The 16,645-nt window shown below is 66.9% G+C and carries 14 protein-coding genes; 3 read left to right on the forward strand and 11 right to left on the reverse strand.

The window, feature by feature from the left end:
• Genes P3L18_RS08040 through P3L18_RS08085 form a run of 10 tightly spaced genes read right to left on the reverse strand, consistent with a single transcriptional unit; the run spans window position 1 to window position 12,115 of the window.
• Window positions 1–1,035, reverse strand: coding sequence for an aldo/keto reductase (locus tag P3L18_RS08040; protein ID WP_276113814.1), 1,035 nt, complete (start codon window positions 1,033–1,035; stop codon window positions 1–3).
• 35 nt (window positions 1,036–1,070) lie between these two features.
• Complete coding sequence (locus P3L18_RS08045; protein WP_276113815.1) at window positions 1,071–2,093, reverse strand: aldo/keto reductase; 1,023 nt, start codon at window positions 2,091–2,093, stop codon at window positions 1,071–1,073.
• 46 nt (window positions 2,094–2,139) lie between these two features.
• A complete protein-coding gene (locus tag P3L18_RS08050; protein WP_079930901.1) occupies window positions 2,140–3,345 on the reverse strand; it encodes an acyl-CoA dehydrogenase family protein in 1,206 nt (401 codons plus the stop codon).
• Window positions 3,342–4,262 carry an LLM class flavin-dependent oxidoreductase gene (locus P3L18_RS08055; RefSeq protein WP_253194070.1) on the reverse strand — a complete coding sequence of 307 codons (921 nt, stop codon included), beginning with the start codon at window positions 4,260–4,262 and terminating at the stop codon, window positions 3,342–3,344. The genes P3L18_RS08050 and P3L18_RS08055 overlap by 4 nt, the downstream gene beginning before the upstream one ends.
• A 52-nt stretch (window positions 4,263–4,314) precedes the next feature.
• Window positions 4,315–5,553 (reverse strand): LLM class flavin-dependent oxidoreductase, encoded by a 1,239-nt coding sequence (locus tag P3L18_RS08060; RefSeq protein ID WP_079930902.1) that lies wholly within the window; start codon window positions 5,551–5,553, stop codon window positions 4,315–4,317.
• Window positions 5,550–6,812 (reverse strand): acyl-CoA dehydrogenase family protein, encoded by a 1,263-nt coding sequence (locus P3L18_RS08065; RefSeq protein WP_276113816.1) that lies wholly within the window; start codon window positions 6,810–6,812, stop codon window positions 5,550–5,552. The genes P3L18_RS08060 and P3L18_RS08065 overlap by 4 nt, the downstream gene beginning before the upstream one ends.
• Window positions 6,809–8,470 carry an ABC transporter ATP-binding protein gene (locus tag P3L18_RS08070; protein ID WP_276113817.1) on the reverse strand — a complete coding sequence of 554 codons (1,662 nt, stop codon included), beginning with the start codon at window positions 8,468–8,470 and terminating at the stop codon, window positions 6,809–6,811. The genes P3L18_RS08065 and P3L18_RS08070 overlap by 4 nt, the downstream gene beginning before the upstream one ends.
• Complete coding sequence (locus tag P3L18_RS08075; RefSeq protein ID WP_276113818.1) at window positions 8,467–9,417, reverse strand: ABC transporter permease; 951 nt, start codon at window positions 9,415–9,417, stop codon at window positions 8,467–8,469. Before P3L18_RS08075 ends, P3L18_RS08070 begins: the two co-directional genes overlap by 4 nt.
• A complete protein-coding gene (locus P3L18_RS08080; RefSeq protein ID WP_079930907.1) occupies window positions 9,414–10,463 on the reverse strand; it encodes an ABC transporter permease in 1,050 nt (349 codons plus the stop codon). Before P3L18_RS08080 ends, P3L18_RS08075 begins: the two co-directional genes overlap by 4 nt.
• Window positions 10,464–10,477: 14 nt before the next feature.
• Complete coding sequence (locus tag P3L18_RS08085; protein ID WP_079930908.1) at window positions 10,478–12,115, reverse strand: ABC transporter substrate-binding protein; 1,638 nt, start codon at window positions 12,113–12,115, stop codon at window positions 10,478–10,480.
• Between the two features lie 173 nt (window positions 12,116–12,288).
• Here P3L18_RS08085 and P3L18_RS08090 point away from each other — a divergent pair, with 173 nt between their 5' ends.
• The 3 genes from P3L18_RS08090 to P3L18_RS08100 are packed head-to-tail and all read left to right on the forward strand — an operon-like array spanning window position 12,289 to window position 15,721.
• Window positions 12,289–13,449: an acyl-CoA dehydrogenase family protein gene (locus P3L18_RS08090; protein ID WP_276113820.1), complete on the forward strand. Its 1,161-nt coding sequence runs from the start codon at window positions 12,289–12,291 to the stop codon at window positions 13,447–13,449.
• On the forward strand, window positions 13,446–14,504 hold the full coding sequence (locus P3L18_RS08095; protein WP_079930910.1) for an LLM class flavin-dependent oxidoreductase: 1,059 nt from the start codon (window positions 13,446–13,448) through the stop codon (window positions 14,502–14,504). Before P3L18_RS08090 ends, P3L18_RS08095 begins: the two co-directional genes overlap by 4 nt.
• Window positions 14,501–15,721, forward strand: coding sequence for an MFS transporter (locus P3L18_RS08100; RefSeq protein WP_276113821.1), 1,221 nt, complete (start codon window positions 14,501–14,503; stop codon window positions 15,719–15,721). Before P3L18_RS08095 ends, P3L18_RS08100 begins: the two co-directional genes overlap by 4 nt.
• Here P3L18_RS08100 and P3L18_RS08105 read toward each other — a convergent pair.
• A complete protein-coding gene (locus P3L18_RS08105; RefSeq protein WP_276113822.1) occupies window positions 15,702–16,496 on the reverse strand; it encodes an alpha/beta hydrolase in 795 nt (264 codons plus the stop codon). The two genes, P3L18_RS08100 and P3L18_RS08105, sit on opposite strands and share 20 nt — an antisense overlap.
• Window positions 16,497–16,645 lie beyond the last annotated feature (149 nt).

Raw genomic sequence — 16,645 nt, forward strand, 5'->3', positions numbered from 1 at the left:
TCACAGGTTCAGTCCGGTGCCGTGCACACCGTGTTCGTCGATGAGGGCCAGCTCGTCGGCGGTGAACTCCGGGAAGTCGAGTGCCTTGAGATTGTGATCGAGCTGCCAGGTGGAGCTTGCGCCCACCAGCGCCGAGGTGACCGCCGACTGCCGCAGCACCCATTGCAACGCCAACTGCGCCAACGACTGTCCGCGCGCCTCGGCCAGCTTGTTGAGCTCATTGGCGCGCTGCCGGTAGGTGTCGTCGATGACGTCCGGGCTCAGGAAGGTGCTGTTGACCGCGCGGGCGCCGTCGGGGATCGATTCCAGGTACTTGTTGGTCAGCAACCCCTGGGCCAGCGGCGAGTACACGATGAGTCCGAACCCTTCCTGCTCGGCGAGATCGAGGAGCCCGTTCTGTTCGACGCGACGATCGAAGATCGAATACCGCGGCTGGTGGATCAGCAGGGGAACACCGGCCTCCCGCAACAACTCCGCGATCTGGTGAGCACGATCGGGCTGGTAGTTGGAGATCCCGACGTAGAGCGCCTTACCCTGCGTCACGGCCGAGGCCAGGGCACCGACAGTCTCCTCGAGCGGTGTCGACTCGTCGGGGCTGTGGTGGTAGAAGATGTCGACGTAGTCCGTGCCGAGATCACGCAGACTGTGTTCGAGGGAGGACAGCAGCGACTTGCGCGAGCCACCCTTCTGATAGGGACTGGGCCCGATGGCGTTGCCCGCCTTGGTCGACAGGATGATCTCGTCGCGGTACGGCGCGAGATCCTTCGCGAGGACGCGACCGAAGTTCTTCTGCGCCGCACGGTGCGGAGGGCCGTAACGGTCGGCGTTGTCGAAGTGGGTCACGCCCAGATCGAAGGCATGCAGAATGATCTCGCGTTGGGTCTCGAACGGGTAGTCGGTGCCGAACTTCTGCCACAGCCCGAACGAGAACGACGGGAGATCGAGACCGGACCGGCCGGTCCGGCGGTACGGGATGTTGTCGTACCGGGTGGGTTCGGCGGTGTAGGTCAGCTCGGTGGGTCCGAAGGTAGCCATCGGTCAATGCCTTTCGTGGTTGTGCGGGTCGGTGTTCAGCGACGCAGAGCGGCGGGTTGCAGGGAGGGTGTGTCGCGGCCGGTGTCGCGATCGTGGAATTGGGTTCCGGGCTCGACGATCTCATCGATGCGGTCCAGGACGTCGTCGGTGAGTCGGATGTCGACGGCCTTGAGGTAGGCCTCGAGGTGTTCCTGAGTGCGTGGGCCGATGATCACACTGCTCACCGCAGGATGGTTGAGCGCGAACGCGATCGCGAGTTCCACCAGCGACAGACCGTTCTCCTCGGCGAGGTTCGCCAGCGCGTCGGCCGCACGGAGCTTGCGTTGATTGGCCGACGCCGCGATGTCGAAGCGTCCCGGGATGAGTTCGGAGCGAGCCGATTCCGGTTGCCCGGCACCCACCCGGTACTTCCCGGACAGCCAGCCGGCCGCGAGCGGCCCGTACGACAGCACGCCGACCCCGTACTTCTGGACGGTCGGGAACACCTCACGCTCGACGCCACGCACCAGCAACGAGTACGGCAGTTGCTCGGTGTGGGGTGCGATCAGCCCGTACCGCTCGGCCAGCCAGTGCGCCTCCACCTGCTGATGCGCCGGAAACACCGAGGTCCCGTAGTACAGGATCTTGCCCTGGCGGATGAGGTCGTTGAGTGTCTGGAGCGTCTCCAACAGCGACGTCGCAGGGTCTGGTCGATGGGCCTGGTACAGATCGATCCGGTCGGTCCCGAGACGGCGCAGACTGTCCTCCACGGCGCGGGTGATCCAGCGTCGGGAGTTGCCCGCCTGCAACGGATTGTTCCCGATCGTGCCGTGGAACTTGGTGGCCAGGAACAGGTCGTCACGGCGTCCGGCGATCGCCTTGCCGACGACTTCCTCGGTCACGCCCTGCGCGTACACGTCGGCGGTGTCGACCGAGGTGATCCCGGCGTCGAGGGCGGAGTGGATGATCCGGATGCTCTCGTCTTCCTCCTGCCATCGTCCGAAGTTCATGGTGCCGAGGGTGAACGGGGTGATGGGGACCCCGGTACGGCCCAGGGTGCGGGTGACCTCGATGGTCATGGGGTGCCTTTCACTGCGTGATCGGTGCGGGTGGGGTGGGTGGTGATCAGAAGAGTCCGGTGGTCGGCGGCTCCTCGCCGGTCAGGTGCCAGGCGCCGGCGACGGCCGCTTTCCATTGGCGCGGATTGTGATTGGCGGCGGTGCGCGCGTTGCGCCAGTGCCGGTCGAGGCCGAGGTCGCGGTCGGTGATGGAGGCACCTCCGACGTCGAAGAGCAGTTCGGCTGCGCGCAAGGATGATTCGATGGCCACCACGCCTGCCTGTGCGACCGTCACCGCAGCTGCGGCTCCGGCTCGGCGCGCGTCATCTCCCGTTCGGCCCTGCACGTCGGCGACGGCGTCGGCTCCGAGCAGCACGACGGCGCGCGCAGCCTGGGCGCGGGCGGCGATCTCGCCGACGGTCACACGCACATACGGATCGTCGACACTCTTCTCGGCGGTGCTGTGTTTGATGGGTCGGGCCTTCTCGCGGACGAACCAGGTGGCATCGTCGAGAGCGCGGGCGGCGATCCCTGCTTGTACCGCAGCGAGATACAGCTGGGCGAAAGCGCCCTGCCATGGGTTGTCGGGGCCCGGATTGTCGGCAAGTACCACTTCGTCATCGGACACGTGCACGCCGTCGAGGATCGTGGTGCCGCTCTGGGTGAGCCGTTGGCCGATGGCGTCGAAGTCGTCGAGACGCTCGACACCGGGTCGGTCGGTGGGCACGGTGAAGCGCAGCACGGCGCCGTCGTCGGTGCAGGCCTGCGCGGAGAAGTACGACGCGTACAGACCGCCGGTGGAGTAGTACTTGCGGCCGTTGATCACGTAGCCGTCGTCGGTGCGGGTCGCGGTGGTCGCGACGCTGCCGCCTGCTCCCCCGTTGCGTTCGTTGGCCGTTCCGGCGAACAGCGCACCACTGCGTAACCTGGCCAAGCTGACCTCGCGGAACGGGAGATCGTGGCGTCCGGCGACTTGATTCGCGAGCAAGAAGGTGCCGCGAAGTGCCTGGGCCACATTGGAGTCGGCGCGGGCGATGTCGATGATCACCTCCACGACATCGCGGACCGATCCGCCGGCCCCGCCCTCTTCTCGCGCGATCCCGGTCAGCGCGACCCCGGCCTCGGCGAGGGCGCGCACGTCGTCGAATGCGAAGTCCCGAGCGTCCTCCCGGGCCCGCGCGGACGCCGCGAGCCGCGCCAGGATCGGTACGATCGCCGACCGAATGCCGCTCGGTGTCAACGTGGTTCGCGGTCCGAGATCAAGTGCCGTCATCGAACGTACTCCTCGGCGGCGGGGAGACCGAGCGTCTCCCGAAGATACTGTGGCGTGGTCCGGTCGGATTTTCGGACGATGTCTTCGAGGGTGCTGATCGTGTCGTCGACACCTTCGTGCGCAGCGAGCACGACACCGCTGACCGTGCTCGATGCCAGAGCTGCCCGCACGGTGTCGGGATCGTCGATGCCGATGCGGCTCAGTATCGCGACCTCCCGCCGAGGGCGTCCGGCGCGCGCGAGCGCATCCGCCAGCGCCGATTCGGCGTCGCCGATCCCGGCATGGTCGACGATGACCGCGTCGGCGACACCCGCGATGCGGTCCCACCCCACCGCGTCGGCGTTGTCGGCGAGCAGCACCGGACGGCCCTGCGGCGACGACGGACCGTCCAGCGGCCCGGCAACACGATAGAAGACGCCGTCGTGGCCGATGGGCCGGATGAGCGCGTCGTCGGCGACGATTCCCGCCGCCTGGTCACCCCGGAGTGCTTCCGCGGGAAACGACTTCCACAGCGCGGCGAGGATCTCCGCGTATTCCGCCCAGCGCGACGCCGAGTCGGAGTCGGCGCTGTCCGGTCGCGGTGCGGCCGGATCGCTGACCTCGTCGCCGACACCGGTCCGCAGCGTCAGGCCCACGCGTCCGCCGGTGGCCCGATCGATGGACAGCACCCGTCGAGCCAGGTTGTAGGGCGCGTTGTGGGTGGTCGCGACATCGACCAGATAGCTGATCCGCCGATACTCCCCCGCCAGGTACGCCCCGACGACCGACGGATCGAGCGTCGGCACACCGCCTGCACGATCGACCAGCCGGATCGCGTCGATCCCGGACGCCTGTGCCGCCGCCACCAACCGCTCGGCGTCGGGCAACGAGACCTGGCCCGGGCCCTCGCCCACTGCGAGTTCGAGAATGACACTCACGTTCTTCTCCTCATCGGAACTCCTCGGATCGGCGTCCCCACCGATCCCTATGTCATTGGGCACTGACAAGGGTTTTCGGTGCCTCGCGCCGGATCGGCGGCACCGGTAGACCCAGGTGGCCGCGCAGGGTGTCCGACTCGTAGTCGGTGCGGAACAGTCCCCGCCGCTGCAGTTCCGGAACGAGGTGATCGGCGAAGTCGTCGAATCCGGAGGGCAGGACGTCGGGCATGACGTTGAAGCCGTCGGCGGCACCGGCGCGGAACCAGCGTTCGATGTCGTCGGCGATCTGCTCGGGTGTGCCGACGACGATCCGATGACCTCCGCCGCCGGAGAGCTTCTTGAGAAGCCCCCCGAGAGTGGGGTTCTCGCGGTCGATGATCTCCCGCACCACCCGATAGAAGGTTTGCGAGCCGCCCGCCTCGTCCGCGTCGACGAGCAGTTCGCGGGGAATCGGCTCGGCGTCGTCGAGCCCTTCGAGAGAGAAGCCCAACTGGCCGGAGAGTCGTTGGCGGGCATAGGCATCGGGAAGCAGGGCATCGAGGGTCTCACGGCGCTCGAATGCCTCGGCCTCGGTGCTGCCCAGCACCGTCGACAGTCCCGGCAAGACCACGATCTCATCCGGATCGCGCCCGAACGATGCTGCACCGGTGCGCAATTCCGTACGGAAGGCCCGCGCCGAGTCGATGTCCTGATCGGCGGAGAAGATCACCTCGCCGACCCGGGCGGCCAGACGTTTGCCGTCACTGGACCCGCCGGCCTGCACCACCACGGGACGGCCCTGCGGCGACACGAGCCGGGTACGCGCCGCCCATTCGGCGACCACCCGGTCGACGAAGTCGGCGGCGCGTTGGTAGCGCAGGGCGTGGTCCGGTTCGGCGTCGCGACCGAAGTTGCGGGCCGCGACCGGTCCGGCGGTGGTGACCACGTTCCACCCGAACCGACCACCACTGAGATAGTCGAGATCGCCGAGACGCCTGGCCAATTCGTCTGGGTCGTTGTACGACGACGACAGCGTGCCGATCAGTCCGATGTTCTCCGTCTGCGCGGCGATACGCGCCAGCACCGACGTCGGCTCCAAATTGTTGCCGGTGCGATGGCGGATGCTGGGATCGAGAAGCGGCCCGTCGGCCAGGAAGACGGCGTCCAAACGTGCCTGTTCGGCCTTGTGGGCGATCGAGGTGTAGTGCTCGATGCGGTAGGCAGAGAGGCCGTCGGTGTTCGGAAATCGCCAGGAACCGCCGAAGACACCGGCATTGAGGATGTTGACGTTGAGATGCAGTTGCCGGGTCATGAGTTGTCCTTGAGGTGGTGGAGGTAATAGCCCGATACCGGGGCGGTGCCGTTGACCCGGAAGTCGCCGACCACGCGCGCCTTGTAGATGACCGGGTTGTGCGACGCCAGGGTTCGCGCGTTACGCCAATGCCGGTCGAGGTGAACGCCGTTGCGGACCGTCGACGAGCCACCGGCGTCGAATGCGCGCGACGCCGCCTCGAGCACGGCATCGATCACCCCGACCTGAGCTGTCGACGTGGTCAGGTACGCCCGCGCGAAGGCGTCCTCGGACCCGGCGTCGTGCGCCGACTCGAGGGCGGCTGCCGCGGTCTGCGTGAGCGACGACGCGGTCAACGCGGCGACCTCGAGCCGGCCGACGACGGCGAGGACGTCGGGATCGGCCGCCGCATCCTGCGTCAGGGCGTGGCGGCTGGTCCGCGTCCGGGCGCGCACCACATCGACGGTGTCGGCGACGAGATTGCGGGCGATACCGGTGAGGTTGGCCAGGTGCACGAGCTGCACGAACGAATCGAGCCCCCGCAGCGAATCCCGGTAGCGGCCGATCTCACCGTGCGGCTCGACCGGTACGTCGGTGAGAACGGTCGTGCCACTGCCGGTTTGCCGCTGTCCGATACCGTCCCAGTCGTCGACGTGCTCGACCCCGGGATGGCGGGCGTCGATCACCACGAAGCTGCGCGTGTCGTCGTCACCGAGGGCCGCGGTGCGGATGTAGTCGGCGAAACGCGTTCCGGTGGAATAGAACTTGGTACCCGAGACCACTCGCTCGCCGGACTCGGTGCGACGCACGCGGGTGGTGATCACTCCCCACCCCTCGCCGTCACCGAGGCCGGCGACCTGCGCCGAGGGTTCGGATTGTGCGTTGCCGAACACCGCACCTCGCCCGATCTTCGTCAGCCAGTATCGCCGGATGTCGGGATCTGCCTCCGCGCGCAGGATCTCGGTGGTGGTGAAGTGCCCCCGCCAGATCTGCGGCACGTTGGAGTCGGCCTCGCCCGCCTCGGCGAGAAGTGCGGCCAGTGTCGGCAGGTCGATGTCGAAGCCGCCGAATTCGCGCGGCACCCGAAGACGGCCGAATCCGGCGTCGGCGAGTTCGCGGATCAGGGCGTACGGGTGCTCGTGGTGCAGGTCGCGGTCGCCGACACCGACGGCGAGTCGGGCCAGTACCGAACGGATCCGCACCAGTGCCTCCGACAGCGAGCCGGGCGTGATGTCCGACGGTGCCGTGTCGGGTGAGGTGGTGGCGTCGTGCACTGTCATGAGCGGGGTCCTCCCGAGACGGTCGTCACTTGCGGTGCAGCCTGGTCGAGTTCGCTTCCGGCGATGGCGGTGAGCAACCGCACCGTGTAGGCATCGGTGGGGCTGTGGAACACCTGCTCGACGGTTCCCTGCTCGACGATCGCACCGTGACGCATCACCACCACCCGGTCCGAGAGTGCGGCGACGGCGGCGAGATCGTGAGAGATGAACACATAGGTCAATCCACGTTCGCGTTGGAGCCGGTCGAGCAGCGCGAGGATCTGTGCTGCCACCGAGACGTCGAGCGCCGAGATCGGCTCGTCGAGCACCAGGATCTTGGGCTCGAGGACCAGCGCACGGGCGATCGCCACACGTTGTCGTTGGCCGCCGGAGAGTTCCCGCGGGTGACGATCGATGAAATCGGCAGGGAGCGCCGCGGATTCGAGCGCCGCCGCGACCCGCTCGCCGAACACATGGCGCCGGGCGCGCTTACTGTGCCGTGCCCACCATGCGGCGTCGGCGAAGGCGAGCAAGGGTTCGGCCACCACGTCGAACACGTCGAATCGGGGGTCGAAGGAGGAGTACGGGTTCTGATAGACGATCTGGATATCTCGGCGCAACGGCCGAAACCCTCGACGGCCCAGTGCGGTGACGTCGTTCCCCAGCACCGACACCCGGCCCGCGGTGGCGGAGGTGAGTCCGGTGAGAACCCTGGCAGTGGTGGTCTTTCCGCTGCCGGATTCGCCGACGATCGACACCGTCTCCCCCGCCCGCACCGAGAACGAGATGCCGTCGACGGCCGCGAAGTCACCGAACTCCTTGCGGAGGTCTTCGACGTCGATGAGGGTTTCGGCATCGACCGGGACGGCACGGCGATCCGCGCGCAGGGACAGCCGCGAAGGGACGCTGGCGAGCAGTCGGCGCGTGTAGTTGTGGCGGGGGTCGGCGATCACCTCGGCGGTCGGACCGAATTCGACGATCTGCCCCTGGTGCATCACTCCGATCACATCGGACCGGTCGGCGGCGACACCGAGGTCGTGGGTGATGAGAACGATGCTCGTCGACGATCGTTCCCGCAACGTGTCGATCAGATCCAGGACCTGCTTCTGTACCGTCACATCGAGCCCCGACGTCGGCTCGTCGGCGATGATGAGGTCCGGGTCGCCGGCCACCGCGGCGGCGATGAGTACGCGCTGACGCATGCCGCCGGACAGTTCGTGCGGGTATTGCCCGTAGCGACGTTCCACCTCGGTGAAGCCGACCAGTTCGAACAGCTCGTGTACCCGTTCGCGTCGTGCGTCGGCATCGAGATCGGTGTGCAGACGCAGTACGTCCTCTACCTGATGCCCAACGCGCCGAACCGGATCCAGCGACACGGTGGGGTCCTGGGGGATCAGCGAAACGGTACGGCCGCGAAGGTCACGCCACTGTTTGCCGGTGAAGGTGGTGAGCTCGTGGCCGCGAAAGGTGATCGATCCGGCGGTGATCTCCCCGTTCTCGGGGAGTAGACCGAGGATGGCGTGGCCGGTGGTCGTCTTGCCCGAACCCGACTCGCCGACGAGGGCGAGCACCTGACCGGGTTGGACGTCGAAGCCGATGTCGTGCACGACGTCGTGCAGTTCACGTTTGACGCGGTAGCCGATCGAGAGTCCGCGCACCGACAGGACCGGGGTGGTCATGAGGCGCTCCGTTTCGCGAGATGACGGGAGATGTGGTTGGTGGACAACACGACCGCCACGATGGTGAGCGCGGGGTACAGGGTGAGCCAGCCGCGGGTGGCGATGTACTTGCGGCCGTCGGCGACCAACAGTCCCCACTCGGGTGCCGGTGGCTGCTGACCGAGTCCCAGGAAACTCAGCGAGGCGATCCAGATGATCGCGATACCCAACTGCACGGTGATCAGCGAGATGGTGGGGGTCACAGAATTCGGGAGCACGTGGCGGATCAGGATCGTCGACGAGCGGGCACCGCTGGAGACCGCAGCCTCCACGTAGTTGCTGGTGCGCACCTTGAGGACCTCCGCGCGGATGAGCCGGGCAAAGGTGGCTGCGGAGGTGAGACCCACTGCGAGAGCGGCGGGTACGAGCCCGGTGCGCCCGGTTTGTGCGCTGTACACCACCACGATGGTTATGGCGAGGAGGAATCCGGGGATGGACAGGACGACGTCGATCAGGCGCATCGCAGCGGAGTCGGTGATCCCACCGAACCAGCCCGCCACCGCGCCGAGGACAGAACCGACGAGCACTGCGACCGCCACGGCGAGACTGGCGCCGAGCAGCGAGGCCCGCGACCCGTACACGGTGCGCGCGTAGAGGTCTCGGCCCAGCAGGTCGGTGCCGAACCAGTGGTCGGCGGACGGGGGTTGCAACCGGGCGGTGTTGTCGATCGCGATCGGGTCGTAGGAGGTGAAGATCCCGGGCACGATCGCCCAGGCGATCGCGAGGGCGAACACGGCGACCGCCAGGACCAGGCCCCAGTGCCCACGAACCCACCGCAGTGTGCGTCGACCGCGTGACTCCGATTGTGCGGCAGCACCGTTCGGCACCTGCGGGCTCGCCGGCCGGGATGATGTCGTGCGGATCGTCGACGGTGTCGTCGCGGGTCCATTCGGTTCGAGAAGCGTCATGGCATTGCCACCTCCGCGGGCAGGGTGTGGCGCCTGGCCGACGGCGCGTCTTTCGTGGCGGAGACCCGCGTGGTCGGGACCGATCTGGGCCGCGTGCGCCGTGCGCGCGTGGCGGAGGTGGTCACGAGGATGCGCGGATCGAGGAACGGGTAGGCGATGTCGACCAGGAGGTTGGCCACCACGTAGATGGCCGCGGCGATGATGACGACTCCGGACACCACCGGCAGGTCCTGGGTGTTCACCGCGACCATCACGAGTTGACCGAGACCCGCACGGGCGTAGACAGCCTCGGTGACCACCGATCCCGCGATCAGTTCACCGCAGGCCAGACCCAGGAGAGTGAGCACCGGCAGCGACGCATTACGCAGGACGCCGCGGCCGAAGATGTAGCGCTCTCCTGCTCCGCGCGCGGCCAGCACGTGGACGAACGGCTGCCCCCGCGTCGTCGCGATCGATGACGCGAACACCTGCGACAAGGGCGCCGCCACCAGGATGCCCAACGTGAATGCCGGTGCGATCAATGCCGTCAGGCTCCCGTTGTCGGACGCCGGGATCAGGTGCAATCGAAAAGAGAACACCTGCAACACGAGAATGCCGATGACGAAGGTCGGCACGGACGCGAAGAACGGCGGAAGCCCTTGCAGTGCACCGCGTAACCAGGGCCAGGGCGCATAATTGATCGCCACCGCGACCACCGCCGCGATGAGCAAGCCGAAAACCAGTGCCAACGCCGTCAATTGGAGTGTGGCCGGCAGAGCCGCGGCGAGCATCTGGCTGACCGGCGTCCCGGTGGTCAGCGAGTATCCGAGGTCACCGTGCAGAACCCCGCCGAGCCCACTCAAGTACTGCTGCCACAGCGGGCGGTCGATGCCGTAGTAGTCGAGAAGGGTTTTGGCTGCCTCCGGTGTCAGCTGCGCCTCCGGGTCGGCGATCTTGTTGTGGACCGCGTCGCCGGGGAGCGCGCTGAGCAGGATGAATGCGAGGGTGTAGGCGGCCAGCAGGACCAGAACGGACTGGCCCACCCGCCTCAGGATGTAGTGACGCATGATGACCTCGTCGGTTACTGGCTCAGCCAGGTGTCGTAGAGCCAGGAGCGGCCGGTGGATTCGGTGCCGAATCCATGGACATTGGAGGCCAGGCCGAAGACCTGGGTCTCGTCGTAGAGCGGGATGGAGTAGCCCTCACCGAAGATGCGGTCCTCGATCGCCGCGATGGCGGCCTTGCGCTTGGCGGGATCGAAATCGGCGGACTGCGCGTCGAGCAACTGGTTGAGCGTGGTGTCGGGCCGGTAGTTGCCGGTCACGTTCTGCCGGTCGGTCTCATAGGCGGTACGCAACACGCCGGGATCGGCCGTCGAGGTCTGGCCCTGACTGAAGTACCAGTCCTTGCCCGACGCCAGCTGCGCCTCGTAGTCCGTCACCGACGGACTGGTGAGGGTGACCTCGACACCGGCCTTCTTCCATTGCGACTGAACGACTTCCAACACCGATTGCGATACCTGGTAGTAGGGTGCGATGCGGATGGGGAAGCTCAGCCGCTTGCCGTCCTTGACGCGGATCCCGTCCGCGCCCGGCTTCCAGCCGGCGTTGTCGAGCAGCGATTTGGCCTTGGCGAGGTCATAGGTGAGGTACCTCGAGGAGTCCGCCCGCAGCGGTGTGCCCTTCACCAGCGCGCTGGTGGGGATGGGGTAGCTCGGCGAGAGTGCGGTCTTGTTGATCTCGTTGCGATCGGTCGCCGCCTGCAACGCCAGGCGCACGTTCTTGTCCTGGGTCGGCGCGGCCGGATCGGCCAGATAGACGGTCAGGTCGTTGGTCTCGCCCTGCACCGGCACCGCGATGAGTTGGCCACCGCCGGAGCTGACGGTCTGCTCGTCGTACGGCGCGATGTTGCGGGAGATCTGCGCTTCGCCGGACTGAAGTGCACCGACCCGGGTGCCGGCTTCGGGAACGGTCTTGAACACGACGCGCTCCAGGTAGGCCTTGCCCGAATGGCCCGATCCCTCGGGTGCCCAGTTGTAGTCGTCGCGACGTTTGAGGGTGATGCCGGTGGTGCCGTTGACCGAGTCGACGACGAACGGGCCGGTACCGACGATGTTCTGGGCTTCGCTCTGCCCGTTGAGATCCCGCTCCAGATAGGACTTTCCGAGAATCGAACTGGTCCGATAGTTCGAGAGGATCTGTAGGAATCCGGCATTGGGTTTGGACAGCTTGACGACGACGGTGTGCGGATCGACCACATCGGTTCCGACGTAGTCCGACCAGAACGGATCCTTGGTGATGCCGAGACGCTCGTCTCCGTTGCCGTGCTGATCGAAGTTGGCTTTGACGATCGCTGCGTCGAACGGTGTTCCGTCGCTGAAGGTGACGCCGTCGCGGAGCGCGAAGGTGTAGGTCAGGTGGTCGTCGCTGATCTGCCAGGACTTGGCCAGCCAGGGCTTGAAGTCACCGGTTTTCGGGTCCTGCCAGACGAGGCGTTCGGTGAGATTGTCGGTGACCTGACTGTTCGACCAGATGGAGTTGGTCGAGGTCCATGCGGTGTACTGCACCGGGTCGTAGAACGTGAGCGTGCCACCGGACACCGGTGGACCGGAGGCGTCCGAGGACGTCGACGCCCCGCTGCCGCAGGCGGCCAGCACCGTCACTGCGGCGAGGGTTGCTGCCGACGCCGCCAGCAGACGGCGAAAACTTGTGGTGGTCAAGGAAATCTGTCCTCTCGAGACATGACTGAAGACATGCGGGGATGGGGAAGTGGTTGTGCAGAAGCCAACCACCCGCGGCGGCGACCGTCATCTGTTCGGGTCAGGCTGAATGCAACGAGATCATCGGCGCTGGGGCGCAGTACTTTTCGTGATGACTCCGCGAAAGGACTTCGATGCCTGCAATCACCGCCGCGCAATCGAGCATCCCCCGGCCAGATCGGGTGGCCGCCGACGAGGTCGACGATGCCGATCAGATCCCCTTCGTCGCAAGGGTTGCCGACTATGCCAACACTGTGCTGCGCCCGTACGGTCTGCAGGCCGATCGGGACGGCGTACCACCACAACGGGTTGCCGAGTTCGCCGACGTCAAGCTCTTGAATCATCTTGCGCCCAAGGAATTCGGCGGGGCGGCGCTGTCACGTGCCGCCGACCGTCGGGTACACGAGATCCTCTCCGGCGCCTGCCTCAACACGTGGTTGGTCTGGGCGCAACATGCCCCGATCGTCGGTCGGCTTGCCAAGGAGTACGCCCGCGGGGTCGAGGTCTCGCAGCGCGCGAGCGACATGCTGTCGGGGCGTCTTCTGGTGGGTGCGGCCATCAGCGACGTCCGGCGCTTTCCCGACCACTTCGTCGAGGCCACCCGCGTCCGAAACGGCTGGCGCCTGAACGGAACCGTCTCCTGGTTCAGCGGTTGGGGTCTGAACTCCGCGGTGTTCGTCGCGGCGGTCGAACCCTCGAGCCGCTCGGTCATCACGTCGCTGATCCCGATCGATCACCACGTCACCGCGAGCGCCCTCGGACTGAGCGCGCTCGGCGGCAGCCGCACGCAGCGGGTTCACCTGAGTGATGCGCCGGTCGCCGACGCCGACGTCATCTCGGTGCAGCCGCTCGACGAGTGGCGTCGTGAGGACGTCGACACCGTCAGCGACGCACGGCCCCAGCATTTCGGGCTCGCCGCTCGGGTCATCGATGAGCTCCGTGCCGAACGCGAGCCGATCGCCCGCGAGATCGCCGAAACATGGGCGCCGCGGATCGCGCAGATCCGTGCCGACGCCTACGGGCTGTCGGACGAGGCGATCGCGGCCGGCACCGGGCCGCATCGCACGCAGGAGCGGCTCGCGGTGAAAGCCGCGAGCGGCGAAGCACTCTCGACATTGACCCGCGCTCTGCTCATCGCGCGATCCGGGCACGGCATCGGGCTCGACGACACCGCGCAACTACATGCCCGCTCGGCATTGTTCGTTCTCGTACAAGGGCAGAACGCCGACGTTCGCAGAGCCCAGCTGACCCATCTGAACCTCCTTGACGCACCCACGAAATCGAAAGACTCATGAGCGAATTCCTCTGGTACATCCCGAATCAGATCGATCCCGGACACCGGGGCGACGACACCGTCGCCGATCACAACACTCTCGATACGCTGACCCGGCACGCCACCGCGCTCGAACGCAATGGATGGCAGGGTGCACTGATCGGCACCGGGTGGGGTCGCCCCGACACCTTCACCGTCGCCACCGCGCTCGCCGCACGCACCACGACCTTCGAGCCGCTCGTCGCGGTCCGTCCCGGTTACTGGCGTCCGGCGAACTTCGCCACCGCCGCAGCCACTCTCGACCACCTGACCGGCGGACGCCTGCGCATCAACATCGTCTCCGGCAAGGACGATCTCGCCGCGTACGGGGACTCCGACGGCGATCAGGCCGCCCGGTACGCCCGCACCCGCGAGTTCATCGAACTAGTGCGCAGGTTGTGGACCGAGGAGAATGTCACCTATCGCGGTGACTATTTCGGGGTGGAGAATTCGACGGTGGTGCCACGCATCTCCTCGCGGCCCGGCCGGGCTCACCCTCGTATCTACTTCGGAGGTGCATCGGAGGCCGCCGAACGGGTGGCCGCCGAACAGGCTGACGTCCAACTGTTCTGGGGTGAACCACTCGACGGCGTCGCCGAGCGGATCGCGCGCCTCAAGCGCCTGAGCGAGGAGGTCGGGCGTCAGCATCCGCCGTTGGAGTTCGGTCTACGGATCACCACCTTCGTGCGTGACACCACCGAGCAGGCGTGGGACGAGGCACAGGAGAAGGTCCGGAGTTTCGCCGACCGCGGCGCCTACGGCCAGAACCCGCACCGCAAGGTCGCCGTCGGCCAGCAGCGATTGTTCGAACTCGCTTCGCGCGGTGAAGTTCTCGACGACAACCTTTATACGACGCCGGGGAAATTCGGCGGTGGCGGTGCGGCCACCACGTGGCTGGTGGGCTCGGCCGAGGACGTGGCCAAGTCGCTGCGCAAGTACCAGGATCTCGGCATCACCCACTTCGTGCTGTCGGACACCCCGTATCTGCGCGAGATCGAACGACAGGGCAGCCAACTCCTGCCGCTGCTGAGAGGATGACGGCAGAAGCCGTCTGCCCCAGCGCCGAATCGCCTGCCGCCACCCTCGACCGCCGCCTGCTGATCGCCGTGTTCGCCGTGTCGAACACGGTGGCCTATGTGGTGCTGATCCAGATCCTGCCCGTCATCATCGACAACATGGCCGACGATCTCGGTGTGTCCCGCACCGCGGTGGCCGGGGCGTCGACGATCTCCACGTTGATGGGTGCGTTGGCGGCGTTTCCGATCGGTCGCCTCATGGATCGTCACGGCGGTCGGATGATGATGACCGCGGGCTCGCTGATCGGTGTGGGTGCCGCGGTGATGTGGTCGCAGGCAACGTCGCTGGCCGTGCTGTATGCGGCGTTCGTCTTCGTCGGCCTGGCGATCGCGATGTCGACGTACGAGGCGGCGTTCGCGGTGATCGTGGTGGCCACCGACGCGCCTCACCGGGACCGGACGATCCTGGCGGTGACGATGATCGCCGGACTGTCGACCTACCTCGTCTATCCGGCGCTCGGGTGGATGAATACCGAATGGGGCTGGCGGACCACACTTCTGGTACTCAGTGCGATCTTGTTGGTGACCGCGGTCCCAGGTCATCTGATGGTGATCCCGTCGCGAGAACGGCACCGGAGTCGGGTACAGCGCCGAACGGGGGTGCCCGTCGGTGCAGCGTTTCGGCAGCGCCGGTTCTGGTTGTTGTTGATCGCCTTCGTCGGGCAGGCCGGATCGGTGGCCGCGTTCCTGTTGCTGGTGATCTCCTATCTGCTGTCGGTGGGGCACTCGATGTGGATCGCCACCTCGATACCGGTGTCCATCGGTGCGATGCAGATCCTGTCGCGACTGGCGTTGGTCACCGTGCTGCGCGGCGTCGCGCTGACACCGGTGGCGTGTGGGGCGTTCGCGATCCAGGGCCTGGGTTTGATGCTGCTGCCGCTGGCCGGTCTCTCGGTTCCGGTGACCCTGCTGTGTGTCTCCGCCGTCGGCATCGGGCAGGGCGTCGGGGTGATCGCGCGGCCGTCGATCATCGCCGACAACTTCGGTGTCGCCCACTTCGCCAGTGTGCTGGCCGCCATCACCGTGCCGATGGCGTTGGCCCGTGCGGCGTCGCCGCTGATGGGCGCATGGCTGGGCGACTGGCGGTTCCTGGTGATCTGCGGCGCGTCGGCCCTTGTGGCGTCGGCGGCTCTGCTCCCCCTGCTGCGCGGCGGCCGGGTCAGTGCAGACTCGCCGTAACGACCTCGGCCAGGTACGCCGGTCCCGTCACATTCGCAGCATGTCCCTGTCCCGAGAGTATTTGGTGTGCAACGACATCGGGTAGCACATCGCCGAGTTCTGCCAGTCGTCGGTGCAGGTGTCGTGGGCTGTCCTCGCCCTCGATGAAGGTCACCGGCAGCGTGACCGTGCGATAGCGGTCGACGCCGACGCCGAGGCCGTCGATGGCCTCGGTGTCGGCGAGTTGCCCGGCTGCGTGGCGTGTCATGTACTCGGCCGTGGTGGGGTTGCCCAATAGATGCGTCACCAAATGGTCGGGCATGCCGACGATGTCGCGCAGATGGATCCGCATCGCCGCCACGGCGTCACCGGCATCAAAGGCGGCCCGCGCAGCACCTTTCGCGACGCCACCGATCAGACTCGTGGTGGGGACCGGCGGCTCGTAGAGCACCAACTCGGAGAACAGGTTCGGGTACTCACCGGCCGCACACAGCAATGCCGTCGCCCCCGACGAGTGCCCGACCCCGACGACCGGTGCACCACTGGCCCGCGTGACCGCCGCGATGTCGCTCACCTCTCGGCTCATGGTGTGCGGCAGCGTGATCACTGCGTCTGGCTCGTAGATCCGCCGGTTCATGACCACCACTCGATGCGCGTCGGCGAGGTGCTCGGCAACGGTGCTCCACGAGTTCGCGTCGCCACCGCCGGGCGGTACAACGAGGATCGTGGGACCGACTCCGTGGACGTGCGCGGACAGGAGGTGTCCGTCGTCGGCGATCGCGGTCAGCATTGTCATACCGACAGGGTGGCGCAGGTGGCTGTCGTGGCGCTGTCGTCGGCTTACGCGTCGAGGCAAGCGTTGCAGGGGGTTGCCCGCATCTGGAGGTCGTGCAACGCTCCGCAACCCTGTCACCACCTTGTGATGCAGCTCATAGTGTTGCGGAC

Origin of the sequence: Gordonia sp. N1V, from assembly GCF_029269935.1 — a bacterium.
Taxonomy (GTDB): domain Bacteria; phylum Actinomycetota; class Actinomycetes; order Mycobacteriales; family Mycobacteriaceae; genus Gordonia; species Gordonia polyisoprenivorans.

What these genes read in the sequence shown, in the direction of transcription:
- P3L18_RS08040 (WP_276113814.1), bottom strand. Translation starts at nt 1,035, where the DNA reads ATGGCTACCTTCGGACCCACCGAGCTGACCTACACCGCCGAACCCACC.
- P3L18_RS08045 (WP_276113815.1), bottom strand. Translation starts at nt 2,093, where the DNA reads ATGACCATCGAGGTCACCCGCACCCTGGGCCGTACCGGGGTCCCCATC.
- P3L18_RS08050 (WP_079930901.1), bottom strand. Translation starts at nt 3,345, where the DNA reads ATGACGGCACTTGATCTCGGACCGCGAACCACGTTGACACCGAGCGGC.
- P3L18_RS08060 (WP_079930902.1), bottom strand. Translation starts at nt 5,553, where the DNA reads ATGACCCGGCAACTGCATCTCAACGTCAACATCCTCAATGCCGGTGTC.
- P3L18_RS08065 (WP_276113816.1), bottom strand. Translation starts at nt 6,812, where the DNA reads ATGACAGTGCACGACGCCACCACCTCACCCGACACGGCACCGTCGGAC.
- P3L18_RS08070 (WP_276113817.1), bottom strand. Translation starts at nt 8,470, where the DNA reads ATGACCACCCCGGTCCTGTCGGTGCGCGGACTCTCGATCGGCTACCGC.
- P3L18_RS08075 (WP_276113818.1), bottom strand. Translation starts at nt 9,417, where the DNA reads ATGACGCTTCTCGAACCGAATGGACCCGCGACGACACCGTCGACGATC.
- P3L18_RS08080 (WP_079930907.1), bottom strand. Translation starts at nt 10,463, where the DNA reads ATGCGTCACTACATCCTGAGGCGGGTGGGCCAGTCCGTTCTGGTCCTG.
- P3L18_RS08090 (WP_276113820.1), top strand. Translation starts at nt 12,289, where the DNA reads ATGCCTGCAATCACCGCCGCGCAATCGAGCATCCCCCGGCCAGATCGG.
- P3L18_RS08095 (WP_079930910.1), top strand. Translation starts at nt 13,446, where the DNA reads ATGAGCGAATTCCTCTGGTACATCCCGAATCAGATCGATCCCGGACAC.
- P3L18_RS08100 (WP_276113821.1), top strand. Translation starts at nt 14,501, where the DNA reads ATGACGGCAGAAGCCGTCTGCCCCAGCGCCGAATCGCCTGCCGCCACC.
- P3L18_RS08105 (WP_276113822.1), bottom strand. Translation starts at nt 16,496, where the DNA reads ATGACAATGCTGACCGCGATCGCCGACGACGGACACCTCCTGTCCGCG.